This window comes from Rhodanobacter sp. Root179, from assembly GCF_001428465.1.
Lineage (GTDB): Bacteria > Pseudomonadota > Gammaproteobacteria > Xanthomonadales > Rhodanobacteraceae > Rhodanobacter.
This window is the reverse complement of record NZ_LMHR01000088.1, coordinates 433,922-459,325: the sequence shown is the minus strand read 5'-3', so window position 1 is coordinate 459,325 and position 25,404 is coordinate 433,922. Positions and strand designations below refer to the sequence as shown.

General features: G+C 68.1%; 20 protein-coding genes. 12 read left to right on the top strand and 8 right to left on the bottom strand.

Annotated features, from left to right (window positions below; translation table 11 throughout):
* Positions 1-25 precede the first annotated feature (25 nt).
* Both folP and orn read right to left on the bottom strand, forming a co-directional pair.
* Entirely contained in the window at positions 26-940 is a 915-nt protein-coding gene (gene folP / locus ASD82_RS17175) for a dihydropteroate synthase (RefSeq protein WP_056719099.1), read from the bottom strand.
* A gap of 32 nt (positions 941-972) precedes the next feature.
* A complete protein-coding gene (gene orn / locus ASD82_RS17170; RefSeq protein WP_056719097.1) occupies positions 973-1,539 on the bottom strand; it encodes an oligoribonuclease in 567 nt (188 codons plus the stop codon).
* A gap of 83 nt (positions 1,540-1,622) precedes the next feature.
* Between orn and sbcB the strand changes: the two genes are divergently transcribed.
* Together sbcB and ASD82_RS17160 are read left to right on the top strand one after the other, a co-directional pair.
* Positions 1,623-3,068: an exodeoxyribonuclease I gene (gene sbcB / locus ASD82_RS17165; RefSeq protein ID WP_056719095.1), complete on the top strand. Its 1,446-nt coding sequence runs from the start codon at positions 1,623-1,625 to the stop codon at positions 3,066-3,068.
* Positions 3,069-3,135: 67 nt separating this feature from the next.
* On the top strand, positions 3,136-3,822 hold the full coding sequence (locus ASD82_RS17160) for a DUF2461 domain-containing protein (protein WP_056719093.1): 687 nt from the start codon (positions 3,136-3,138) through the stop codon (positions 3,820-3,822).
* Here ASD82_RS17160 and ASD82_RS17155 read toward each other — a convergent pair.
* Positions 3,819-5,105 (bottom strand): MFS transporter, encoded by a 1,287-nt coding sequence (locus ASD82_RS17155; RefSeq protein WP_056719091.1) that lies wholly within the window; start codon positions 5,103-5,105, stop codon positions 3,819-3,821. The genes ASD82_RS17160 and ASD82_RS17155 overlap by 4 nt on opposite strands.
* Positions 5,106-5,398: 293 nt before the next feature.
* Between ASD82_RS17155 and ASD82_RS17150 the strand changes: the two genes are divergently transcribed.
* The 3 genes from ASD82_RS17150 (at position 5,399) to aqpZ (ending at position 8,376) form a co-directional block, all read left to right on the top strand.
* Positions 5,399-6,238 (top strand): hypothetical protein, encoded by an 840-nt coding sequence (locus tag ASD82_RS17150; protein ID WP_082542697.1) that lies wholly within the window; start codon positions 5,399-5,401, stop codon positions 6,236-6,238.
* A gap of 5 nt (positions 6,239-6,243) precedes the next feature.
* The gene (locus tag ASD82_RS17145; protein ID WP_235577760.1) at positions 6,244-7,497 is read left to right on the top strand and encodes a DUF4785 domain-containing protein; all 1,254 of its coding nucleotides are present in this window, start codon (positions 6,244-6,246) and stop codon (positions 7,495-7,497) included.
* Between the two features lie 147 nt (positions 7,498-7,644).
* Entirely contained in the window at positions 7,645-8,376 is a 732-nt protein-coding gene (gene aqpZ / locus ASD82_RS17140) for an aquaporin Z (RefSeq protein WP_056719084.1), read from the top strand.
* Between the two features lie 39 nt (positions 8,377-8,415).
* Here aqpZ and epmA read toward each other — a convergent pair whose 3' ends face one another.
* Genes epmA through rnk form a run of 3 tightly spaced genes read right to left on the bottom strand, consistent with a single transcriptional unit; the run spans position 8,416 to position 12,225 of the window.
* Entirely contained in the window at positions 8,416-9,372 is a 957-nt protein-coding gene (epmA, locus tag ASD82_RS17135) for an EF-P lysine aminoacylase EpmA (protein WP_157599307.1), read from the bottom strand.
* A complete protein-coding gene (ligA, locus tag ASD82_RS17130) occupies positions 9,372-11,762 on the bottom strand; it encodes an NAD-dependent DNA ligase LigA (protein ID WP_056719076.1) in 2,391 nt (796 codons plus the stop codon). Before ligA ends, epmA begins: the two co-directional genes overlap by 1 nt.
* A 55-nt stretch (positions 11,763-11,817) precedes the next feature.
* Positions 11,818-12,225, bottom strand: a complete 408-nt coding sequence (gene rnk, locus ASD82_RS17125) for a nucleoside diphosphate kinase regulator (protein ID WP_007808798.1) — start codon at positions 12,223-12,225, stop codon at positions 11,818-11,820.
* Between the two features lie 202 nt (positions 12,226-12,427).
* Between rnk and ASD82_RS17120 the strand changes: the two genes are divergently transcribed.
* From ASD82_RS17120 to ASD82_RS17105, 4 genes are all read left to right on the top strand, one after another.
* Complete coding sequence (locus tag ASD82_RS17120; RefSeq protein WP_082585401.1) at positions 12,428-13,885, top strand: MFS transporter; 1,458 nt, start codon at positions 12,428-12,430, stop codon at positions 13,883-13,885.
* A gap of 82 nt (positions 13,886-13,967) precedes the next feature.
* The gene (gene nhaD, locus ASD82_RS17115) at positions 13,968-15,359 is read left to right on the top strand and encodes a sodium:proton antiporter NhaD (protein WP_056719072.1); all 1,392 of its coding nucleotides are present in this window, start codon (positions 13,968-13,970) and stop codon (positions 15,357-15,359) included.
* Positions 15,360-15,438: 79 nt separating this feature from the next.
* On the top strand, positions 15,439-16,626 hold the full coding sequence (locus ASD82_RS17110; RefSeq protein ID WP_056719071.1) for a cation:proton antiporter: 1,188 nt from the start codon (positions 15,439-15,441) through the stop codon (positions 16,624-16,626).
* A gap of 86 nt (positions 16,627-16,712) precedes the next feature.
* Positions 16,713-17,090 (top strand): response regulator, encoded by a 378-nt coding sequence (locus tag ASD82_RS17105; RefSeq protein ID WP_056719070.1) that lies wholly within the window; start codon positions 16,713-16,715, stop codon positions 17,088-17,090.
* A gap of 34 nt (positions 17,091-17,124) precedes the next feature.
* On the opposite strand, the gene ASD82_RS17920 is transcribed toward ASD82_RS17105, so the two are convergent.
* Positions 17,125-18,093 carry a helix-turn-helix domain-containing protein gene (locus tag ASD82_RS17920; protein WP_056719069.1) on the bottom strand — a complete coding sequence of 323 codons (969 nt, stop codon included), beginning with the start codon at positions 18,091-18,093 and terminating at the stop codon, positions 17,125-17,127.
* 886 nt (positions 18,094-18,979) lie between these two features.
* Between ASD82_RS17920 and ASD82_RS17095 the strand changes: the two genes are divergently transcribed.
* From ASD82_RS17095 to ASD82_RS17085, 3 genes are all read left to right on the top strand, one after another.
* The gene (locus ASD82_RS17095) at positions 18,980-21,352 is read left to right on the top strand and encodes a GGDEF domain-containing protein (RefSeq protein WP_162253836.1); all 2,373 of its coding nucleotides are present in this window, start codon (positions 18,980-18,982) and stop codon (positions 21,350-21,352) included.
* An 86-nt stretch (positions 21,353-21,438) separates the two neighbouring features.
* Positions 21,439-23,256: a DUF885 domain-containing protein gene (locus ASD82_RS17090; RefSeq protein ID WP_056719066.1), complete on the top strand. Its 1,818-nt coding sequence runs from the start codon at positions 21,439-21,441 to the stop codon at positions 23,254-23,256.
* Positions 23,257-23,450: 194 nt separating this feature from the next.
* Entirely contained in the window at positions 23,451-24,902 is a 1,452-nt protein-coding gene (locus ASD82_RS17085; RefSeq protein ID WP_056719064.1) for a GGDEF domain-containing protein, read from the top strand.
* A gap of 66 nt (positions 24,903-24,968) precedes the next feature.
* Here ASD82_RS17085 and ASD82_RS17080 read toward each other — a convergent pair whose 3' ends face one another.
* Positions 24,969-25,385 (bottom strand): heme-binding protein, encoded by a 417-nt coding sequence (locus ASD82_RS17080; RefSeq protein WP_056719062.1) that lies wholly within the window; start codon positions 25,383-25,385, stop codon positions 24,969-24,971.
* Between the last annotated feature and the right edge of the window lie 19 nt (positions 25,386-25,404).

Genomic DNA, 25,404 nt, shown 5'->3' with positions numbered 1-25,404 from the left:
CGCAGCCGGCTGGCCGGCGCGTCATTCAATCGTCGTCGGGCCAGCGCGGCGCCGCCGGCGGCGCACTGCGCCGGGGTACGGCGTCCACCGCATGCACGCCCCGCCATACCGCCAGCGCGTCCACGGTCGCCGCCACGTCATGTACGCGAACCATGCGTGCTCCGCGCTGAACGGCGATCAGCGCGGCCGCCACGGAGCCCGCCTGGCGCTCGCCCGGCACGCTGCGACCGGTCAGCGTGCCGATCATCGACTTGCGCGACAAGCCGGCGTAGACGCCACTGCCCAGGTTGGCGAACTGTTCCAGCGCCGACAGCAGGGCCAGGTTGTGCTCCAACGTCTTGCCGAAGCCGAAACCGGGATCGACCAGCACCTTGCGGCGATCGATGCCGGCCAGCTCGCAGGCGAACAGCCGGTCGGTGAGGAAGCGATGCACCTCGCCGACCACGTCGTCGTAATGCGGCTCGTCCTGCATGCTGCGCGGCTCGCCCTGCATGTGCATCAGGCACACCGGCACGCCCAGTTCGGCAACCGCGTCCATCGCGCCATCGCGGCGCAGCGCGTAGACGTCGTTGATCATGCCGGCGCCGGCGGCGACCGCGGCACGCATCACCTCGGGCCGCGAGGTATCGACGGCGATCGGCAGCGAGGTGCGCGCCACCAGTTGTTCGACGACCGGCACCACGCGTTGCAGTTCCTCTTCCAGCGAAACCTCGGCTGCGCCCGGGCGGGTCGACTGGCCGCCGACGTCCAGCATGTCGGCGCCCTCCTCCGCCATGCGCACGCCATGCGCCACGGCAGCCTCCACGCTGTCATGCAGGCCGCCGTCGGAGAACGAATCGGGGGTGACGTTGAGGATGCCGACTACCCGGGCGCGATCCAGCCGCAGCGGACGTCCGGCACAGTCCAGCACCGTGGCAAACAAGTCGTTCGACATGCTCATGGCCTCGTCAGATGCAATCAGCGGTGTGCCACTCAGGCACCGACCTTGCCGCCCAGTTCACCCATGAAACGGCGGTAATGGCGCAGTTCGGCGATGGAATCGCGGATGTCGGACAGCGCCGTATGCGCCGACTCCTTGCCCACGCCCTTGGCGATCTCCGGCGCCCAGCGCCGCGCCAGTTCCTTCAGCGTGGACACGTCCAGGTTGCGGTAATGGAAGTAGCGCTCCAGCCGCGGCATCTGCCGGTGCATGAAACGGCGATCCTGGCAGATCGAGTTGCCGCACATCGGCGACTTGCCCGGCGGCACCCAGGCGCGCAGGAATTCCACGGTGGCCTGCTCGGCCATCGCATGGTCGGTTTCCGAGATCAGCACCTGCCGCCACAGGCCGGACTTGTGGTGCTGGTTGGTGTTCCAGCTGTCCATCGACTCCAACTGATCGATCTCGTGGCGGATCGCAAACACCGGCCCGTCGGCCAGCACGTTCAGTTCCTTGTCGGTAACCACCGTGGCGATCTCCAGAATCGAGTCGTTGTCGGTGTCGAGGCCGGTCATCTCCAGATCGATCCAGATCAGGTTTTCTTCGTGGGCTTGGCTCATGGGTTCTCCTTGTGCGGGGGAGTTTATCAGCCTTGCCGACCTCGCCATGCCGGCAAGGCACGGCGCCATGCGATCATCGCCGGATGCAGACCTTCTTCTGGCATGACTACGAAACCTCCGGCGCCGACCCGCGCCGGGACCGGCCGCTGCAGTTCGCCGGCATCCGCACCAGCATGGCGCTGGAGATCATCGGCGAACCGGTGATGTTCTACGGCAAGCCGCCACGGGAGATGCCGCCGCACCCCGACGCCTGCATGATCACCGGCATCACGCCGCAACAGGCCGAACTCGACGGCGTCAACGAGGCCGACTTCGCGGCCCGTGTGCATGAAGAGCTGGCCCGGCCGGGCACCTGTGGCGTGGGCTACAACTCGCTGCGCTTCGACGACGAGTTCACCCGCCAGATGCTGTACCGCAACTTCCACGAGCCCTACGGCCGCGAGTGGGAGAACGGCAATTCGCGCTGGGACCTGATCGACCTGGTGCGCATGTGCCAGGCGCTGCGCCCCGAGGGCATTGTGTGGCCAATGCGCGAGGACGGTTCGCCCAGCTTCAAACTGGAGTACCTGGCGCGCGCCAACGGACTGAACCAGGAACGTGCCCATGACGCGCTGTCCGACGTCTACGCGCTGATCGACCTGGCCCGGCTGATCCGGGTGCGCCAGCCGCGGCTGTGGGACTGGCACTACGCGCTGCGGCGTAAGCAGAAGGTGTTCGAACTGCTCGACGTGGTGAACATGACGCCGCTGGTGCACGTGTCCTCGCGCTACCCGGCCAGCCGTCACTGCCTCACCGTGGTCGCGCCGCTGGCCGCCCATCCCAGCCGCGCCGGCGAGGTGATCGTGTACGACCTGGCGACCGATCCGGCCGCATGGCTGGCGCTGGACGAAGACGAGATCGCCGACCGCATCTTCACCCCGCGCGCCGACCTGCCCGAAGGCGTCGAGCGGATTCCGCTGCGCACCGTGCGCGCGAACCACGCGCCGGCGCTGGCGCCATTGTCGGTGCTGCAGGGCGTGGACCTGGCGCGGCTGCAGCTCGACCTTCCCCGCTGCCAGGCCCACCGTGACATGCTGCACGCCGCCGCCGGCCTGCCCGAAAAGCTGCGCCGGGTATTCCAGCGCGCCGCCGAACTGCCGCCGCCCGAAGATCCCGAGCTGGCGCTGTACGGCGGCGGCTTCCTGCCCGATGCGGACAAGCGCCTGCTCGCCCAGGTGCGCGCCACGCCGCCGGCGGAACTGGGCAGCCGTCCGTTTCCTTTTTGCGACGCGCGTTACCCGGAACTGCTGTTTCGCTACCGCGCACGCAACTGGCCGGAAACGCTGGATGCCGAGGAACGTCTCCGCTGGGAGCGCTTCCGCCAGGCGCGACTGACCCGGCACACGCCGCTGACCGGGTTGACCCTGGACGACTACTTCGCCCGCCTCGCCGAGCTGCGCGGCGATCCGCAGGCACAGGACAGGCTGGGGCTGCTCGACCAGCTGCAGGCCTGGGGCGAAGAGCTTGCCGGCAGCCTCGACGATCCGTAAGGCGGGCATCGCCGCCGCACCACGATGGCGGGCATTGCCCGCCCTGCTCCCCTCTCGACGAACCCCCATGTCCAGAAGCTATTTCACCCCCGCCACATTCCGTTTCCTGCGCTCGCTTGGAAACAACAACAACCGCGAATGGTTCCACGCGCACAAGGACGACTACGAGCGCCATGTGCGCGAGCCGTTCCTGCAACTGATCACCGACCTGCAGGCGCCGCTGGCGAAGATCAGCAGCCACTACCGCGCCGATCCGCGCAAGAGCGGCGGCTCGCTGTACCGCATCTATCGCGACACCCGCTACTCGAACAACAAGCTGCCGTACAAATCGTGGCAGGGCTCGCGCTTCACCCATGAGCGACGCCACGAGATCCAGGCACCGGGCTTCTACCTGCACATCGAGCCGGGCGACTGTTTCGCCGGCGGTGGCCTGTGGCATCCGGAGCCGGATGCGTTGAAGCACATCCGCGAATTCCTGGTCGACAACCCGGCCGCATGGAAACGTGCCACGCAGGGCAAGGCATTCCGCGAACACCTGCAATTGGGCGGCGAATCGCTGGTTCGCCCGCCGCGCGGCTACGACCCCATGCACGAGCTGATCGACGATCTCAAGCGCAAGGACTTCGTCGCCACCATGCCGCTTGGCGAAGAGCTGGCCTGCTCCGACGAACTGCTGCCGTGGACGGTGGCCGCGTTCAAGCGCGTCGCGCCGCTGGTCGACTATCTGTGTGCGGCGCAGGAGCTGGAGTTCTAGCGGGAGTCACCTCGGCTGCCTGCAGCCACGATCATCCCGATCACGGCGGCAAACGCCACGTAGTGCGCCGGCGCCAGCACGCCGAACTGCTTCACCAGCCAGCCGATCAGCGGCGGGGTGATGCCGCCGAACAGCGCATAGGCGATGTTGTACGAGAACGACAGGCCGGAAAAACGCACCGCCGGCGGAAACGCCGCCACCATCAGCGCGGGAACGACACCCACCACGCCGACCGCCAGTCCGGTCAACGCGTAGAGCGCGAGGAAATGCCCGGCGCCGGCCTGCAGGTCGAGGTAGAGCGCATAGCTGCACAGCAGCAGGCCGATCGCGCCGAGCAGCAGCGCCCGCGCGTAACCGATCCGGTCGGCCAGCCAGCCGTATCCGAGACAGCCCAGCGCCAGCGCGAACGAGGCCAGGTTGTTGCCCAGGAACGCCCGCGCGGGGGCGACATGAAAAGCCGACTGCACGATCGACGGCGTCATCAGGATGATCACCAGGATCGCCGCGGTCAGCATCCACGTCACCAGCATCGACAGCAGCACACCGGGCAGGTGCCGTTCGAACACCTGGCGCAGCGGCAGGCCGCTGGCCAGTTCCCTGCGCGCATGCATCGCCTGGAACACCGGCGTCTCGCTGAGCCAGCGGCGCAGCCACACCGCGCAGAAGCCGAACAGGCCGCCGACCAGGAACGGCAGGCGCCAGCCCCAGTCCAGCACCGCTGCGGGCGTCAGCCGACTGTTGATCGCCGCCGCCACCAGCGAGCCGATCAGGATGCCGACGGTCAGGCCCGAGGTGAGGCTGGCGCAGGCGAAGCCCACCCGTCGCGCAGGCACGTGCTCGGCCACGAACACCCAGGCGCCCGGCACCTCGCCGCCCACCGCGATGCCTTGCACCACGCGCAGCAGCAGCAACAGCAGTGGCGCCAGCATGCCGATCTGCGCATGGGTCGGCAGCAGGCCGATGCCCAGCGTGGGCACCGCCATCAGGAACACGCTGAGCGTGAACATGCGCTTGCGCCCCAGCTTGTCGCCGTAATGCGCCATCACGATGCCGCCCAGCGGCCGCGCCAGATAACCCGCGGCAAAGATGCCGAACACCTGCAACTGGGCCAGCCACGGCGCCGTGTCGTGGGGAAAGAACAACTGGCTCAGCGGGATCGCGAAGAACACGAACACCACGAAGTCGTAGAACTCCAGCGCACCGCCCAGGGCGGCCAGCAGCAAGGTCTTCACGTCGCGCCTGTCGAGGCGGTCGCGATCGGGCAAGGCAGCAACGGCAGGCATCTCGACCACGCAGGCATCCCAAGCGTAAAGCGCGCAACCTTAGCGCACACCGGCGCTGCGGCGGTTGTGCACTTGCGTCAAGACGCGCACGTATGGCGCTGCTAGAGTCCATACCGTGCCGCACGGTCTGGGGGGATCTGGCGACACGTCCTGACGATGTCCTGGACATCACCTGTAGTCGGCCTGCCTGCAACACAGGGGGTTTGGCGTACCTGTGGCTGCACCCGGTTGGCTCCGCCCGCGGCATTCCGCCGCCTTGATGGGGAGAGATCAACGTGCGACGTACAACCTTGATGTTGGCACTGGCCCTGAGCTGCGCCACGGCGCAGGCAGCCACCACCGGCGTGGCCCTGGTCCACGGCACCGGCAACCAGACCGATGCGTACAACGACTACTGGCAATCCGACATGGTCGAAGGCGTGCGCAACGGCCTGACCGACCGCAGCAACCTGCTGGTGGTCAACTGCGACTTCAACCAGTACATGTGGGACGACCGCGCCGCCGGCTGCCTGGCCACCCAGCTCACCAGCTTCATCCAGAACCGCCACATCGATCGGCTGGTGGTGATCACCCACTCCAACGGCGGCAACGTGATGCGCTGGATCCTGTCCAACCCGACCTGGGACGCGCGTTACCCCGCGATCATCAGCCGCATCGTCAAGGTCGACGCGATCGCGCCCTCCAGTGCCGGCACGCCGCTGGCCAATGCGGTGATGGCCGGCAACGTGTTCGAGTCGGCGCTGGGCTGGCTGCTCGGCTACAAGACCGACGCCGTGCGCCAGCAGCAAACCGGCTGGATGGCCACCTACAACCAGCAATACCTGCTGGGCACGTCCGGCCGACCGGGTCTGCCGGTGCCGTTCCGCGACGTGGTGGGCACGGACGTGGTGTCGGGCCTGTTCAGCAGCCAAGCCTACTGCGGCGGCTACACCCAGAGCGTGGGGCTGGAGATCACCCAGAACTGGTTGAGCAGTTGCTCGGACGGCTTCATCGAATGTTCCAGCGCGTCGGCGGCCGGCACCGTGTGGTTCCGCGACACCCAGCGCACCGGTGGCTCCGTGCTGAACCACAACCAGAGCCGGCGTGCCTGCTTCGGCCTGCCGTCCATTCTCGCCAACGACATCAGGGGATGATCACCATGAAGAAAGGGATACTCGCAAGCGCATGGCTGGTGATCTTCGCCGCCGCGCCGGCCATGGCCGGCACCCACGCGCTGCTGCCGGCGCAAGCTGATGACATGGTTCCGCCCAGCCTGCAGGCACGCAGCGCCGGCACCCGCTTGACCGCCACATCTGCCGCCGCGACGCGCATGCATGTCGAGCGCCGGCCGGTCAGCGTGAGCTGGCCGCTGGCGCAGGACGCCACGCTGCAAGCGGTGCCGCAAGCGTTTTCGCGCAGCAGCCGCGAATACTGGCGCGACGTGTCGGCCACGGAACTCCAGCAGGGCCTGAAGCTGCCGCTGACCGCACCGGGCGCGATCATCCGCCTGAGTCCGGGCGACCAGGCGGTCGGCAAGCTGGACCCGGCCAGCGTGCGGCTGCAACTGGGCCGGCAATCGCTGAGCGCCGCGGCGGCCAGCAGCCAAGTCGCCGGCACCGCCCAGCTGCACGCCGCCGGCATGGACGTCCCGGCTGCCTCGATGGTGATGCGGCTGAAGCCCGAGCTGGGCAGCGGCGTGGCCACCTTGCAGGTCGCCTCCGCCCGCGGCCGCTACGTGGTGCATGTGTTCGAGCCGCAGAGCCCGTTCGCCGTCACCGCCCAGGGCAACCGCGACGACCTGCTGCTGGGCGAGGCGATCAAGGTGCGGGTGGTCCTGCGTGACGCCGATCGCGCCTTGCCGCTGAGCTCGGTGGGCGGCCTGCTGCGCGCACCCGATGGCAGCACCACGCCGCTCAGCTTCCGTCGCCAGGCCGACGGCAGCTTCACCGTCGATGTCCGTCCGCACAGCATCCCGACCACGCCGGGCCTGTGGGAGGTGCACAGCTTCACGCAAGGCACCGACAGCGCCGGGCACGAGATCCGTCGCGACACCACCACGGTGTTCGCCGCCGCCCAGCCCGATGCCCGCCTCAGCGGCCTGGCCAGCACCGCGGTCGCCACCGATCGCGGCCTCGACATCAGCCTGGGAGTGGATGCCGTCTCGGCCAGCCGCTACGCCGTCTCGGCGGTGCTGTACGGGCGCGCTACCGACGGCCGGATGGTGCCGGCGGCGTTCGCCCAATCGGCCAACTGGCTGCCGGCCGGCAAGGGCCAGCTGACCCTGCACTACGACCCGCACAGCCTGCAGGGCATCGGCGCACCGTACGAACTGCACGACCTGCGCCTGCAGGATCAGCCGGCGGTCGGATTGCTCGAACGCCGCGCCGTGGCGATGCGCTTCGACACGCCCTGACTGACCCGTTCCGTCGCCAGGGACGGCGGCGGAAACGGCACGACGGACGGTGCGCGAATATGCCTGACCTGGTGCGCCCGTGAGCTGCCACGGCATCCACATGGGCGCGCCGGCCATCTCCTTCCTCTTGCAGCAGGAGTAAACGTGATGAACATGAGCAAGCGTCTGGCTGCCGAGTTCTTCGGCACGTTCTGGCTGGTTCTGGGTGGATGCGGCAGCGCCGTGCTGGCCGCCGGCTTTCCGCAACTGGGTATCGGTTTTGCCGGGGTGGCATTCGCGTTCGGCCTCACCCTGCTGACCATGTGCTACGCGATTGGCCACATTTCCGGCTGCCACATCAATCCGGCGGTCACCTGCGGTCTTGCCGCCGGCGGTCGCTTCCCGCTGAAAGACGTGATTCCGTACATCGTCGCGCAGGTGCTCGGCGGCCTGCTCGCCGGGCTGGTGCTGTACACGATCGCCTCGGGCAAGCCCGGCTTCGACGCCGCCACAAGCGGCTTCGCCTCCAACGGCTACGGCGCGCATTCGCCGGGCGGCTATTCGATGGGCGCCGCGGCGCTGTGCGAGATGGTGATGACCGGCTTCTTCATCTTCATCATCATGGGCGCCACGCACAAGAGTGCGCCGGTGGGTTTCGCCGGCATCGCGATCGGCCTGGCGCTGACCCTGATCCACCTGATCAGCATCCCGGTCACCAACACCTCGGTGAACCCGGCGCGTTCGACCGGCGTGGCGGTTTTCCAGGGTGGCTGGGCGCTGGATCAGCTGTGGTTCTTCTGGGTCATGCCGATCATCGGCGGCATCATCGGCGGCGTGATCTATCGCTACCTGTGGAGCGACCGGCTGGAGCAGCCGGCGATCAAGGGCGACGCCGCCTGAGCGGCACGGCGCGCGGCCAGCAAGGTCGGGCGCCCTGCTTCACGCCCGGGCAAACGGAAAGGCCAGCACGTCGGCAATCGCGTCCGTGTCGGCCAGGCACATCAGCAGCCGTTCCACGCCCAGCGCCACGCCAGCGCAGTCAGGCATCGCATCCAGTACGCCCAGCAGGTTTTCATCCAGCGGAATCTCGCGCAGGCCGCGTTCGCGACGCACGGTGTTGTCGCGCTCGAAACGCGCGCGCTGTTCGGCCGCATCGTTCAGTTCGTGATAGCCGTTGGCCAGTTCGTAGCGGCCCAGGTAGAGCTCGAAGCGCTCGGCCAGCGGTGGCTCGCCCGGGCGGATCTTCGCCAGCGCGCACTGGCTCGCCGGGTAATCGTGGATCACCGTGATGCGATCGCGGGGGAACATCGGCTGCAGCTTGTGGGTGATCAGCAGGTCGAGCCAGTCGTCATGCCCCAGCCCCTCCGGACCGATGCCGAATTCCGCCAGCGGCGCGCGCAGTTCGTCGATCGACGCGTGCACGGGATCGATGCCCAGGCCGTCGAGGAACAGCTGCCGGTAACTGGTCACCACCACCTCAGCACGCCGACCGCGCATCGCCAGCGCCGCTTCCACCAGCTCGATCGTCTCGCTCATCAGCCGCCGGTGATCCCAGCCGACCCGATACCACTCCAGCATGGTGAACTCGGGGTTGTGCCGACCGCCCGCCTCGCCATTGCGGAACACCCGGCCCAGCTCGTAGCAATCGCCGATGCCCGCGGCCAGCAAGCGCTTCAGTGGATACTCCGGCGACGTGCGCAGCCAGCGCTCGCGCGCGCCCGCATCGACATGACCGCTGAAGATGCTGCCGAAGCTCTCGATGTTGGGGTCGGTATTGCCAGCGGCGGACAGCATCGGGGTTTCCACCTCCAGCACGTTGCGCTCGGCGAAGAACGCGCGCAACAAGGTGTACAGCCGTGCGCGCAGTTCCAGCGTGGCGCGTGGGGACATCGTCATCAGGCGCGCTCGTGCTCGTCGAGCAGGGCAAGCAACTGCGCCTCGTCCCACACCGGCACGCCCAGCTCCTTCGCCTTGTCGAGCTTGGAGCCCGCTTCCTCGCCGGCGACGACCACGCTGGTCTTCTTCGACACCGAACCGGACACCTTGGCACCGAGCGCTTCGAGCCGGTCCTTGGCCTGATCGCGACTGAGCGACGCCAGGCTGCCGGTGAGCACGAAGGTCTGCCCGGCCAGCGGCGCCTGGGTCACTTCGGCGGCGGCGGGCATCGCCTCCAGCAGACGCTGCATCGACGCCTCGGCGCCCTGCAGTTCGGCATGGGCCGCCGGATCGGCCAGGAAGGCTTCCAGCCCGCTCGCCGCCACCTGGGGCACGCCGGCGGTGATCCAGTGCGCCGCCCCGCCCGCCTGCAGTTTCTGCAAGGTGGGAAAGTGTTCGGCGAGCAGCTTGCTGCTCTTGGGGCCGAGCTTGCTGATCTTCGCCATGTCCAGCAGCACGCCAAGATTCAGCCGCTCGCGCAGCAGCGGCGACGGCGCGGCTTCGTCGCTGAAGCTGATGCCGGCGGCCAGCAACTGGTCGACCACCTGCTGGTTGCCGTCCTGCGCGAAGAAGCCGGCGATCGACCGGGCCACTTCTTCGCCGATGTCCGGCAGCACCCGCAGCAGCGGTGCCGGCGTGCTGCGCACGAAATCGAGCCGACCCAGCCACGCGGCCAGGGTCTTAGCCGTGCTTTCGCCGATGTGCATGATGCCCAGCGCGTAGAGGAAGCGGGCCAGCGTGGTGTGCTTGCTGGCCTCGATGCCGGCGACCAGGTTCTCCGCCCACTTCGTCGCCACCTTGCCGGCCTTCACCGTTTCCGGGGTGGTGCCATCGCGCTCGTCGATGCGCCGTTTCATGTCGACGAAATCGTCCACGCCCATGCCGTACAGGTCGGCTGGCGTGTGCACCAGGTCGAGCTCCACCAGCGCCTCGGCAAAGCGCTCGCCCAGGCCTTCGATGTCCATCGCGCGACGCGAGGCGAAATGGATCAGCGCCTCCTTGCGTTGCGCGGCGCAGATCAGTCCGCCGGAACAGCGCCAGGCCGCCGCGCCCTCCTCGCGGATCAGTGCGGAATCGCAGATCGGGCAGCGCGTGGGCATGGTCCAGGGCTGCGTGCCTTGCGGCCGCAGGTCCTCCACCACGCGCACCACTTCGGGAATCACGTCGCCGGCGCGGCGCACGATCACGGTGTCGCCCACGCGGGCATCCAGGCGCGCCACCTGGTCGGCGTTGTGCAAGGTGGCGTAGGTCACGGTGACACCGCCCACCTGCACCGGCTCCATCCGCGCGCGCGGGGTGGCGGCGCCGGTGCGGCCGATCTGGATCTCGATGTCGAGCAGGCGGGTGGTCTGTTCCTGCGCCGGAAACTTGTGCGCGATGGCCCAGCGCGGCGCGCGCGAGACGAAGCCCATCTCGCGCTGGCCGGCATAGTCGTCCAGCTTGTAGACCACGCCGTCGATGTCGTACGGCAGGCTGTCGCGCTTGGCGCCGATGCGGCGGAAATAGGCGATCAGGCCATCGAAGCCGCGCGCCACATCCACTTCCGGCGAGACCGGAAAGCCCCACTCACGCAGTTGCTGCAAGGTGGCCGAATGGGTCGGCGGCAATTCGCCGCCCTCGACCACGCCGATCGCGTAGGCGAAGAAGCTGAGGCGCCGCTTCGCGGTGATCGCCGGATCGAGCTGGCGCAGCGAACCGGCCGCGCCGTTGCGCGGATTGGCCAGCGGCTTTTCGTCGTGCTTGCGGGCGTAGTCGTTGAACGCCTCGAAATCCTTGCGCAGCATGATCACTTCGCCGCGCACTTCCAGCACGGCAGGCCAGCCGGAACCGCGCAGCTTCAGCGGGATCGCACGCACGGTGCGCAGGTTCGCGGTGACATCCTCGCCGGTCTCGCCGTCGCCGCGGGTGGCGCCCTGCACGAATACGCCGTCCTCGTAGCGCAGGCTGATCGCCAGGCCGTCGAGCTTCGGCTCCACCGAGAACACCGGAGTCCTGCGTTCGAGCGTGTGCTCGATCCGTCGTTCGAAGTCGGCGATTTCGCGGAAGCGCTCGCACTCGTTCTCGCCTTCCTGCTCGAACGCATTGCCCAGCGAAAGCATCGGCAAGGCATGCCGTACTTCGGCAAAGCCGCCGCTGGCCCGCGCGCCCACCTTGCGGGTCGGCGAATCGGCGGTGGCCAGTTCGGGCCATTCCGCCTCCAGCGCTTCCAGTTCGCGCATCCGGCGGTCGTACTCGGCGTCGGTGATGTCCGCGTCGTCGAGCACGTGGTAGCGGTAGTTGGCCTGCTCGATCTGCGCCCGCAGCGCGACGCTGCGGGTAACGATGTCGGCGGGAACCGGGCGTTCGGTCATGCGGGTCTCCTTCGGATCACCCCGCAGTTTAACGACACCGGCACGCGATGCGGCCTCAGCGGTGGAAGTGTCCGGCGGCCTCGGGCTGGTAGGTGATCTCCAGCACTTTCAGGCGACGCTTGCGACCGTCCGGGGTGGGCCAGTCGATCTGCTGGTCGCGCGCCAGTCCAAGCAGGGCGCTGCCCACGGGAGCCAGGATCGACACGGTGCCGGCCGTGCCGGCCGACGCCGGGTAGACCAGGGTCAGGGTCAGCTGCTCGCCGTTGCTTTCGTCCTCGAAGGTGACAGTCGAGTTCATCGTCACGACGTGGTCGGGCATCGCCGACGGCTCGACCACCTCGGCACGATCCAGCTCCGCGCGCAGCGCGTCCAGCTTGTCGGCTTCCGCCGTCGGCAGACGCTCCAGCAGCGCTTCGATGCGCTCCATGTCGATGCGGGAAACAGTGATCGGTGGCTTGCTCATGGCTTTTCCTGATGCTCGCGGCTCCTGCCGCGCAAAAGCACACGCCGGAACGAAGCCGCTCCGGCGCGTGTGGTTGATAAGGCCGTGATACCTGTATGGGCATGACCGGCAGATGAAACTAAGGTTCACTGTGATGACAGTGGCAGCAGAAATCAAGCCACCGGGGCCGCTATCATGACCGGCCATGCCTGTTCGAAGCCCCGTGGTCCCTGACGTTGCGCCGCTTTCCGCGCCCGATCCCCTGGCCGGCGCCGTCGAGGCCGACGAGCCGACCTCGCGTGAACGCTACCGCGGCCTGCTGTGGCTGGTTGCCGCAGCGTTCTTCATGCAGGCGCTCGATTCCACCGTGGTCAACACCGCGGTGCCGGCGATGGCCGAGGCACTCAAGGTCACGCCGCTGGGCATGCGCACGGCGCTGACCAGCTATGTGCTGACCCTGGCCATCCTGATTCCCGCCAGCCCGTGGCTGTGCGACCGCTTTGGCACCCGCCGCGTGTTTGGTGCGGCGATCATCGTGTTCGGCCTGGGCTCGTTGCTGTGCGGTATCGCGCAGACGCTGCCGCAGCTGGTGGCGGCCCGCGTGCTGCAGGGCGTGGGTGGCGCCTCGCTGATGCCGGTGGGGCGTTATGTGCTGGTGCGCAGCATCGACCGGGGCGAGTTCGTGCGGGCGATGAGCACGGTGGCCACCTTCGGCCTGCTCGGCTCGGTGCTCGGTCCGCTGCTGGGCGGCGCATTGGTGGAGTTCACCTCGTGGCGGCTGATCTTTTTGATCAACGTGCCGGTGGCGATCGCCGGCGTGTGGATGAATAGGCGCGACATGCCGGAGTACCGGCTCGATCACGCCAACCGCTTCGACCTGGTCGGCTTCCTGCTGTTCGGCGCGGCCTCGGCGTTGCTGCTGACCGCTTCCGAGCTGGCCGGCTCGACCCCGGTGCCGTGGTCGCGCATGGGCCTGTGCACGCTGGCCGCCCTGCTGCTGGGCGCGATCTATCTGTGGCACAGCCGGCGCACCGAGCATCCGGTGGCCGACCTGGCACTGCTGCGCGTGCGCAGCGTGTCGGTGGCGATCGCCGGCGGGCTGTTCACCCGGCTGGGCATTTCGGGCATGTTCCTGCTGCTGGTGTTGTTCCTGCAGGTCGGCTGCGGCTGGTCGCCACTGGCAGCCGGCCTGATGATGGTGCCGCAGGCACTGGGTTCGATCATGGCGAAGTGGTCGGTCAACCGGGCGCTGGTGCACTACGGCTATCGTCGCCTGCTGATCGGCAACACGCTGATCGTGGCGGCCCTGCTGGCGACGTTCGCGCTGCTCGGCCCCGCCACGCCGGTGTGGCTGATCGCCGTGCTGACCTTCGCCTACGGCGCATTTGCCGGCCTGCAGTACACCACGATGAACACGCTGATCTATGTCGACCTGGACATCCGGCATGCGTCGATGGCCTCCTCGATGGCCTCCACCGTGCAGTACCTGGCGATGAGTTTCGGCATTGCGCTGGCCACGCTGCTGATGGAATTCATGCTCACCGGGCACGCGCACGACGACTACGTGATGGCGTTCCGCTGGACCGTGCTGCTGCTGGCGCTGGTCACCGCGGGAGCAAGCCGGGTGTTCAGCCGGCTGCGCCCGGAGCGGCGGCCCGACCTCGCCGCGCCGTCGGACTGACCGCGACGGGTTGCGCCGGCCTCGGCCGGCGGCTGCTACCCTTCCTGCCAACCGATATCACGTTCTTGCCCAAGGATCTTCCATGCGATGGTTTGCCGCCCTGGCGCTCCTGTACGCCAGCACGCCGCTGATGGCGGCCGAAACCGGCGCCGGGGTGAACTTCCACCTGGTGGCGCACCCGATCGGCTGGGTGGCGCTGGCGCTGTTCGTGCTGGCCTACGTGGCGGTGATCCTCGAAGAGCGCATCCACATCGCCAAGTCCAAGCCGGTGATGCTGGCCGCTGCGCTGATCTGGGGCATGATCGCCTGGCAGAACGGTGGCACCGGCACGGACGCCAACCTCACTCGCGAAGCGTTCGAGGCGATGTTCCTCGAGTACGCGGAGATCTTCTTCTTCCTGGTCGTGGCGATGACCTACGTCACCGCGATGGGCGAGCGCGGCGTGTTCGAGGCCTTGCGCTCGCAGCTGATCCGCTACGGCTTCAGCTATCGCAGCCTGTTCTGGATCACCGGCCTGCTCGCCTTCCTGATCTCGCCGGTGCTGGACAACCTGACCACCGCGCTGGTGATGTCGGCGGTGATTCTGGCCGTGGGCGCCGGCAACACGCGTTTCATCACGCTGGCGATGATCAACCTGGTGGTGGCGGCGAATGCCGGCGGCGCCTGGAGCGCGTTCGGCGACATCACCACGCTGATGGTGTGGCAGGCCAACAAGGCACAGTTCTTCGACTTCTTCCGGCTGTTCTTCCCGGCCGTGGTGAACTGGCTGGTGCCGGCGCTGATCATGTTTGTCGCGCTGCCGAAAGGCCGGCCCGCGAGCACCGAAAGTCGCAGCCGGATCAAGCATGGCGGCATCAGCATCTGCCTCACGTTCGCGTTGACCATCGCGATCACCGTGGTCGGCCGCCAGTGGCTGGGCATGCCCGCCGCCTACGGCATGCTCACCGGCTTGGCCCTGCTGAACCTGCTGGCCAGCCGCATCGACTATCGCCAGCGCCACTACGCGCTGGCGCACGGCGCCGAAGAACAGGGCTATTCGATCTTCCGCATCATCGCCAACGCCGAGTGGGACACCCTGCTGTTCTTCTACGGCGTGTTCGCCTGCGTCGGGGGGCTGGCTGCGCTGGGCTACCTGGAACTGGCCTCGACCAAGCTCTATGGCAACCTCGGACCGACCACGGCGAACGCCGCGATGGGCGTGCTCTCGTCGGTGGTCGACAACATCCCGATCATGTTCGCGGTGATCAAGATGAACCCGCCGATGGACGCCTCGCAATGGCTGCTGATCACGCTGACCGCCGGCGTGGGCGGCAGCCTGCTGTCGGTCGGCTCGGCGGCCGGCGTGGCGCTGATGGGCGCAGCACGGGGCCAGTACACCTTCATGAGCCACCTGCGCTGGAGCTGGGCGATCGCGCTGGGCTACGCCGCCAGCATCGCCCTGCACCTGTGGCTGACCCGGTTCGTGTTCGGCTGATCGAAGCGCGCGTCGCGCAAAAACATCGCCGGCGGTGGCCCTGTACCATTGAGCGCTTGCCCGACGGAAAAGACGATCCATGCACCACGCCGCCGACATCCTGCTGACCCTGTTCGTCATCTTCGTCGCCGCGCAGATCGGCGCGGAAATCGCCCAGCGGATAAAGCTGCCCGGGGTGGTCGGCGAGATCGCCGCCGGCTGCGTGATCGGACCGTCGCTGCTGGGCTGGCTGAGCCCGGAGCAGATCCTGCCCGGCACGCCGCTGGACGTGCTGGCCGAGATCGGCGTGGTGCTGCTGCTGTTTTCGGTAGGCCTGGAAACGCGGCTGGATGATCTGAAAAAGGTCGGCAAGAGCGCCCTGCTGGTCGGCGTGCTCGGCGTGATCATTCCCTTCGTGGCCGGCGCGCTGTGGGCGCATGGCGAAGGTTTCGAATGGATCAAGTCGATGTTCGTGGCGGCCGCCTTCGTCGCCACTTCGGCCGGCATCACGGCGCGGGTGCTGCAGCAACTGGGCGTGCTCCAGCGCATCGAGAGCCGGGTGATCCTCGGCGCGGCGGTGATCGACGACATCCTGGCCATGCTGCTGCTCGGCGTGGTTTCCTCGCTGCAGGGCAGCGGCTCGCTGGACCTGCATTCGCTGCTGCTGACCCTGGCCGGCGCGATCGGGTTCGTGGCGATCATCGGCTGGGGTGGCTCGCAGGTGATGCGGCGTCGCTCGGGCTGGCTGGAGGCGCCGATCAGTCCGCACTCGGCATTGAGCGTGGTGCTGGCGATCTGCCTGGGCCTGGCATGGCTGTCCACGCGCTTCGGCCTGGCCGCGATCATCGGCGCGTTCCTAGCCGGCATGATCGCCTCGGAAACCCGCCAGCGAAAGGAGCTGGAGCACCAGACCCTGCCGCTGCTGTCCTTCCTCACGCCGTTCTTCTTCGTGGTCACCGGCGCCAAGGTCAACCTGGCCGAACTGGCCAGCGTGGATGCGCTGCTGATGCTGCTGGTCGCCACCGCGATCGCGATCGTGTCGAAGTTGCTGGGCGGCTTCCTGGGCTCGCTGTCGCTGGGCCGGCGCAGCGCCACCATCATCGGCTTCGGCATGGTGCCGCGCGGCGAGGTAGGTGTGGTGATCGCCAGCCTGGGCCTGGCCGCGGGCGTGTTCAGCGATCGCATCTACGCCGTCATCGTGGCGATGTCCCTGCTCACCGCGATGGTCACGCCGCCGCTGCTGGCCTGGCTGCTCCGTCGCGGCGACGCCGGCGAAGCAGCCGGATGACCCTCGGCCCGCCAGGACAATCCACCCACGACAAGCGGAGTCGGCCTATGCTGGGCGCTGCCGGCAGCAAACGGGGGTAGCACCGCGTGGATACGAACAAGACCGTCCTCATCGTCGACGACGACAACATGGTGCTGGAATCCATCGACCTGTTGCTGTCGGCTGCCGATGGCCTGCAGAGCATCCGCGCGCTGGGCTCTGCCGGCGCGATGAGCCACCTTCGGCAGGCGCACGTCGACGTGGTCGTCGCCGACGTGATTCTCGCCGGCAGCGTCTCCGGCATCGACATCTGCCACGAGGCGATCAGGCACAACGACGAGGTGGCCATCGTGGTGATCACGGCCGACACCGAAGTCCACGTGCACGACATTCCCGATCGCGGCGTGTTCCTGCGCAAGCCGTTCGGCGCGGCCGAGCTGCTGGCGGCGATCGGCCTGGCGCTGGGCAAAGTCCGGCGGCGCTGAAGCAGGTCGTACCCGTCGGCGGGCAGCGGACTGCTCAGAACAGCTGCAGGCGTTCGCGTACCTCGCTAGCCGTGCGGCCATAGCGGGCGCGGAAGGCGCGCTGGAACTGCCGCTCGCTGGAGAAGCCGTGGCTGAAGGCGAGATCGGAGATGTTCCGTTCCGGCTGCTCGCGAAGATCCCGGTGCACCGCCTCCACCCGCCGGTCGCGGATGTAATGCTGCACGCCGCCGCTGTCGGCGAACATCCGGTACAGCTGCGCCCGTGACACGTGGAACCGGCGCTGCAGCACGGCCGCGCTCAGTTCGTGGTCGCCCAGCTGGGCCTCGATGTGCTCGCGGATGCGCACGTGCAGCGTCTCCGCCCATTGCGGGCGGTCGCGCTGGCGCGATTCGGCGCGCAGGCAGCCGCGCACCACCGCCAGGGTCGCGCTGGCGGCCTTGCCGGCGTGACTGGTCTCGATCCCGGGCAGCGTCCCCAGCAGATGCAGCAGGTGCTGGGTCAGCATCCGGCACGGCAGGTGGTCCTTGCGCAGCACCCGGCCGTGCAGTGGCGAGTGCGCCTGGTCGATCGCCTTGTGCCTGAGCAGCAGGTTGAGGTGCGCGCAACCGGCTTCCCACAGTTCGGCTGGCTGCGCCAGGTCGTTCAGGTAGATGTCGCCCATGCGCAACTCGACCGTGCCGCGCTTGCCGAAGCTGCCCCGCGCCGAACCGCTCAGCAGCAGGCGCAGCAGCACGCACTGGCTCAGCGGACTGCGGGCGATCAGCGCGGCATCGCGCCGGTACCTTGCCGGGCTCGCGCTCGACTGCGCCACCCGCAGCGAGCCCAGCTCGAACACGACGATCGAGGCATCCATCGGTTCGTCGTCATCGGGCTGCACCTCGGCCAGCGGGGCGATCCAGCGCGCGTACGCCCGCGAGCGCAGGCGCGGCTCGATCAGTGCGGTGCTGAAGGTCCTGCATGGCAGCGTGGCTTGCCGGCCCTTCGCTGGAACGGGCGTATCCATCGAACTCCTCCTGAGGTCGAGTCCTCCCCTGCGGGAAGTCTTGAAGCCACGCACAGACCATGCCAGCGCGCTTCGCATGGGCGTCGTCGTCGTGCGGCGATGCCTGCCGACGGCGACGGCGTCCATCACGCGAGACGGTCTTCCTGCGAAGTCCTCCTCACCGTCGCCATGGATGCCATCGGCGCCGGAACGTGTCCAGTGGGTCGACAGGTAAAGCCGCCAGCTGGAGACGAAACGTCGCGAGCGCGCGAATGAAACGTCGCGTGCATCGATATCGCCCTGCCTAGAATGCAGATGTGGGAATCCGCTGTGGCGATGCGCGATGGCGTTGCGCACCTCGGGGAATCCCGGTCGTTCAAGTCTGCGTCCCCGGCCGGATGCGGTGCGCTGTGCACCGACTCTGTCCATCCGGCCGGCGACGCATCCTGGGCGATGCGTCGGCACGAACCCTGACAGCGAAGCGGGCCTCCGCCCTCTTCTGCGACGCGCCGGATCGATCCTGGCGCGCGACAGTGGCATCCATGGCGTCTTCATGTGGACGTCCAGACGAAATCGGCAAACATCCGAAGGAGCGGATCGCCACCTGAATACCGCGCCATCTCCCCGCGCAGGGCGGATGAATGGTTCCGCGCGAGACCGTCCCGGTGAGCTGACCCAGGCGCCAGGGCGACTGTCGCAACTGAGCAGTTTCTGACCTTGCCGGCGACATGAAATGACAGTGCGAGATGAAATGACGCGTGCCCGTGGCATGCGGGCCAGACCGGCCGGGAGCGGCAGGCGGCCGTACGGCGCGCCGGGACGCGGCGCTTTTTCACGTCGCGACGACATTCCCGCCGCCGCGACCGTCATCGAGTTCAAGCGTGTTTCTCAGACCATGGAAAGTCCGATGAACTGCACCCTGGCAAATGAATCGCCGCAGGCGCGCTGGCTGGATCAGCTCGATACCGCCACGCGACCGGTGGACATCGCCGCCATGATTGTCGAGCTGGCCGAAGCCTATGCCGAATGCGCCAGCGCCCGCGTGCTGTGGGAACTCGGCAGCGGCTTCGATCACGCCCGCGGCGGACCCGCGGGCTGGCTGCGTGGTGTGGCCGCATCGGGCATTCCGCAACGCGTGCCGGCCATCGGCGCGCTGGCCTTTCGACTGTGCGAGCGACCGCGGCCGATCCTGCTCCTGCTCAACCTGCACGGTGGCGCCGACGCCACCGCCCTGATCACCGAACTGGAGCCCCTGCTGCAACTGGCGGGGCGTCGACTGGGCATCCTGCTGGGCTGGATCGAGCAGCACAGTGCGCCGCCTCCGCTGGAGTATTCCGAGCGGCTGCACCGCGCCCTGTTCACCATCGCCGACCTGGCCGGTTGCGGCCGCGACATCCGCGCCATCCTGCGCGAGATCCACGCGGTACTGGGCTCCCTGCTCCGCGCCGAACATTTCTGCGTGGTGGATCACCAGCCGCAGCGCGAACTGCTCCGCTTCGTCTATACCTCCGACCCGCGCAGCCTGCCGCCGCTGGCGGCATCCGGCCATGAGGTGTCGCTGGCGTCGATCGGCGGCTCGCCGCTGTGGTATCTGCTCCACGATGGCAAGGCGCTGCTGGGCACGCCGGCACAACTGGGCAAGCAGGTCTCCGGGCCGCTGGTGGTGGAACTCGACGATGCCCAGTGGATGGGCGTGCCGATGCTGCACCAGGGCGAGATCCACGGTGCCGTGATGGTGCGCAGCCGGCAGCCGGACAGCAGCTACTCCAACGAAGACCTGGTGCTGCTGGAATTCGTGGCCACCCATATCCGCTGCGTGATCGAGCGGCATCGCGAGGCCGAACAGAACCTCGACGAACAACGGCAAACGCGGGCGCTGGCCGAGGCTAACCGGGCGCTGCAGGACCGCGTGGCGCAACGCAGCCGTGCCCTGCACAAGGAAGTCGGCGAGCGCGCGCGGGTGCAGCAGCAGCTTGCCCACGAGCAGACCCACGACGCCCTCACCGGCCTGGCCAATCCGCGCTGCCTGCATGAGCACATCGAACGATTGCTCCACGCGTTGCAGCGCGATCCGACCAGCCCCGCCGTGCTGCTGCAGTTGAACCTGGATCGCTTCGCCGGCATCAACGAGGGTCTCGGCCATTTCACCGGCGACGAGGTGCTGCAACAGGTCGCCACGCGCCTCACCGAATGCCTGGGCAACCGGCCCGGTCTGGTCGCCCGCCTGGCCGGTGACGAATTTGCCGTGCTGATCCCGCAGATGGCCGGGACACGCCAGGCCATGCGCATCGCCCAGCGGATGATCGACTGCATCGGACAGCCGATCACCGTGGCCGGCCGCGAGCTGCACCTGTCCGCCCGCCTCGGCGTGCTGCTGTGCGACGCCGGCTACCGCACGCTCGAACACGTACTGCGCGATGCGGACATCGCCCTCCATCGCGCCGCGTCCGTCGACGTTCCGCGCATCGCGATGTTCGAGCCGGCGATGGCCGGCGAGGTCGTCGAGCGGCTGGCACTGGAAACCGACCTGCGCGAGGCGCTGCGCGAACACCGCTTCGAACCCTGGTTCCAGCCGATCCGCCGGCTGCACGACAACGGCATCGCCGGCTACGAAGCACTGATCCGCTGGCGCCGGCCCGGCCGCGGCCTGGTCGAGCCGGGCGACTTTCTCAAGGTCGCGCACAGCTGCCGGTTGCTGGAGGCGATCGACTGGCAGATGTTCGAGCGCAGCTTCCGCACGTTCGCCCAGCACGGCCCCGCCGATGCCTTCCTCACCTTCAACGTGTCGGCTGCGCATCTCGGCTCGGACGATTTCGACCGGCGCCTGCTCGGCCTGCTGGCCAGCGTGAAGCTGCCCGCCTCGCGGGTGATCGCGGAAGTCACCGAGGACGTCCTGCTGGAAGACCCAGACCACGTGCAGGCGATGCTGCTGCGGCTGCGCGCCGCGGGCGTGGGCGCGGCGCTGGATGATTTCGGCACCGGCTATTCCTCGCTGCAATACCTGCAGCGCCTGCCGTTGCGCATGCTGAAGGTCGACCGCGCCTTCGTGGACGGGCTGGGCAAGCCGGCCACCCGCGGCAGCGCCTGCATCATCGCCGCCGTCATTGCGCTGGCCCGTTCGATGGACATCCAGGTCATCGCCGAGGGCATCGAAACCATCGAGCAGTGCAACGCCCTGGCCGAGATGGGGTGCCCGCTGGGTCAGGGCTACCTGCTGGGCAGGCCGGCAGCCGCAATGGACGTGGCGACGCCAGCGGTGAATACGGCCATCGCCGGCTGATCGTCCCGCGCGTGACGGCGGACGATTGCACCCGGACAATGGAGCGCCTAGGCTCGGCGCTTGCGATCACACCGGGGAAGTCGATCATGCGTCCATTGCGCGTACTCACGCTGTCTGCCGTCGTTGCCGCCACCCTGCTCGCCGGCTGCTCGTCCGGCACCTCGTCGTCAACGGACCAGGCCGCGTCACCGGCCGCCGCTTCCAGCGTGCATGCCGCCCGTCCCGACGGACAGGCTGCGCTGGCCTCGGCCGTCGACACTTTCCTCAACGGCTATTTCGAGCACTACCCGGTGTTTGCCGCCGGTGCGGGCAAGCACGAGTTCGACGGCAAGCTGCCCGACTTCAGTGCGGAAGGATTGCAGGCCAACGCCGCCTGGCTGCACGCGCAACGCGACCAGTTCGCCGCGTTCCCCGACGACCAGCTCGATGCCCAGGGCCGCTTCCAGCGCGACTATGTGCTGGCGGTGATCGATGGCCAGCTGTTCTGGCTCGAAGATTCCGGCGCGCCGTACAAGAACCCGACCTTCTACACCGGCGACCTGTCGCCCAGCATGTACCTGACCCGGCCGTACGCGCCGCTGGCCCAGCGCATGGCCGCCTTCGTCACCTACCAGGAGGCGCTGCCCAGGGCGCTGGCCCAGATCAAGGCCAACCTCAAGCTGCCGCTGCCGGCGTCGTACATCGACGTGGGCGTCAATTCCTTCGCCGGCTTCGCCAGCTTCTTCAAGACCGACGTGCCCGGCATCTTCGCCGAGGTGAAGGACGACGCGCTGCAGGCACGCTTCAAGGCCAGCAACGCCGCCGCGATCAAGGCCTCGCAGGACCTGGCCGACTGGCTGAAGTCGCAGAAGCCGCACGCCACCCAGGATTTCGCCCTGGGCGCGGAAAAATTCTCGAAGATGCTCCATGCCACCGAGCGGGTCGACCTGCCGCTGGAGCAGCTCAAGGCGATCGGTGAATCCGACCTCGCGCGCAACCTCGCCGCGCTGAAGAGCGCCTGCGCCCAGTTCGCGCCGGGCAAGTCGCTCACCGATTGCGTGGCGAAGGAAAGCGCCGACAAACCCACCGGCGGCGCCGTCGAAGGCGCCCGCGCCCAGCTTGCCAGCCTGCGCCAGTTCATCGTCGACAAGGACCTGGCGACGATTCCCGGCACCGAGCAGGCCAGGGCCGAGGAGGCGCCGCCGTTCAACCGCTGGAACTTCGCCTATATCGAAATCCCCGGCCCGTACGAGAACAACCTGCCCTCGGTCTATTACATCGCCCCGCCGGACCCGACCTGGAGCAAGGCCGACCAGGCCGCCTATGTGCCGGGCAAGGCCTCGCTGCTGTTCGTCTCCGCCCACGAAGTCTGGCCCGGCCACTTCCTGCAGTTCCTGCATGCCAACCGCGCGCACTGGAAGTTCGGCCAGCTGTTCGTGGGTTATGCCTTCGCCGAAGGCTGGGCGCATTACGCCGAGGAGATGATGTTCGATGCCGGCGTCGGTGGCGGCACGCCGGAAACCCACGTCGGCCAGCTCACCAATGCCCTGCTCCGCGACGTGCGCTTCCTCTCCGCCATCGGCCTGCACACCGGCGGCATGAGCATCGCCCAGTCCGTGCAGATGTTCCGCGAGCAGGCCTTCCAGGACCCGGGCAACGCCCGCCAGCAGGCCGCCCGCGGCACCTACGATCCGGCCTACCTCAACTACACCCTGGGCAAGCTGATGATCATGCAGCTGCGCCAGGACTGGATCGCCGCCCATCCCGGCCCGAACGCGCTGAAGGCGTTCCATGACCAGTTCCTGAGCTACGGCGGCCCGCCGATTCCGCTGGTGCGGCAGCAGATGCTGGGTGGGCCGGTGGAGGCGAAGCTGTGGACGAAGGGCGACGCGCCAAGCGCACCCGCAGCGGCGGCCGCGCAGTAATCCGCACTGCGCCCCGCCGTCGGTCCACACGAGGGCGCGCAGACTGACGGCAGTTCACGGCACCGTTCCCGCACAGCCTGTGCCGGAACGGGCTTTGTGGCAGGCTTGGGCGAAGCGCCGCGATGGATGAACGTCGGCGTCGACGTGCCGCTCCCTCAGCGCCGCGACATCGCGAGATGAAAATGTACGCCGGAATGTCCCGCATCTATGTGCCGCTGCTGCTGGCGCAACTGGGCGTGATCGCGTGGGCGCCGGCGCACCTGCTTTCCTGGAGCTACGCCGCCGTGCTGGCGATGCTGGTGCTGACGGTGGCGCAAGGCTGGCGGCGGCTTCGCCTGAGCGTTCCGCACAATCGTCCGCTGTGGAGCCTGCTGTTGCTGGCGCTGGTCGCGCAGCTCGGCGCGTTCGGCCTGCTGTTCACCGATTCGCTGTCCAATCCGCTGGGCACCCTGGTCGCCTTCGACCCGACCTTCTACTTCTGCCTGAGCAGCCTGCTGCTGACCATCGCCGCGGCCTACAACCCGGTCGCCACGCTGTACCGCTGGGCGGGCGTCGTCGATGCGGTGCTGGCGTGCGCCATCGCGGCACTGTTCTACTTCACCCTGCACCAGGTGCTGAACGCACCATCGCCAACACCGCCGCCGGCCACGTTCGTGATGTGGATGTTCGATGCGATGGGCCTGTTCGTGGCGGTGTTCGCCACGCTGCGCCTGGTTTCCACCAAGCGCTCCGACGAGCGGCGCTTCTTTTTCGTGCTGAGCGTTTTCGCCTGGCTCGAACTGGTCGTGCCCGGCATCCACAACCGTTTCATCCTCCACAGCGAGTCCTACCTGCCCGAGCTGCTGCTCGGCCTGCCCTTCGTGGTGCTGGGTTTTATGCTCGGTCGGCGGCGGAAGGTCTGGTTGCGCAGCTATCGACCCAGCCGCCGGATTCGCCACCTTGCCGAAAGCATCAGCCCGTTCGTGATGAGCCTGGCCTTGTGCTGCCTGGCGTTCGCCCAGCTGGGCAAGAACCCCGTGCTCGCCACGAGCACGCTGATCCTTGCCATCGCGTCCTACGCGGCGCGCAACGCCATCGTGCTCGGACAACACCTGGCCTTCGAGGACGACCTGCGCAAACTCAAGCGCGGCCTGCAGCAGGCCGTCGTGCGCGACGACCTCACCGCCCTGCCCAACCGCCGCGGTTTCTATCGGCTGATGAGGCGTGAATGGGAAGACGCCCTTAAAACGGGTCGCGCGCTCAGCGTGGCGATGATCGACATCGACAGCTTCAAGGCGTTCAACGACACCTACGGCCATCTCGCCGGCGACGACTGCCTGGTCGCCGTGGCGCACGCATTGCATCGCGAGGCGAGCCTGCAACCGGACGTGATGGTCGCCCGTTACGGCGGCGAGGAATTCGTGGCCTTGATGGTCGGCTACGCGCCCGCCGCGTCGGAGGACATCCTCGAACGGTTGCGCCGGCGGGTGGAGGCGATGCAGATCCGCCACGCGCGCAGCGCCCAGGACGTGGTGACCATCAGCGCCGGACTCGCCTCGACCGCGACAGCCCGCTACGCCAACAGCGAAAAATTCCTGAATGCCGCGGACGAGGCCTTGTATGTGGCCAAGGGAAGCGGGAAGAACCGCGTGCAATGGGTGGAGTGATCCGGCGCCGGATGAGCACCAAACCTGGCGATTCGCGACGAGCAGGGGTAGGGGCGCAGCAATGGCTCAGGCCAGCAACCCCAACGTCCGGAGCGCCGCTTCAGCCGCTTCGTGATCCTGCGCAGCCGTGCCGCCGGAAATGCCGATGCCACCGGCAAGCTGGCCGTCGAGGATGATCGGCACGCCGCCGCCCACCGCCATCAGCCGCGGATGCCCTCCCAACGGCGCCACCGTCGGCTCGCCCATGTACTGATTCCACTGATGCGTGGACGTGCCGAACGATGCAGCAGTCCAGGCCTTGTCCATGGCCACCTCGGCGGTCAGGAAGGGAGCGCTGTCCGCGCGTTCGAAGGCGCGCAGGTGGCCGCCCGCATCGGTGATGGCGATGGTGGCGGCGAAGCCGCGCTCGGCGCATGCCGAACGGGCGTGGCCGAGCAGTGCCTGCGCGGCTTCCAGGCTGAGTGTGGTGGTTGATGCATTCATGGCAGTTCCCGGGAGTGAT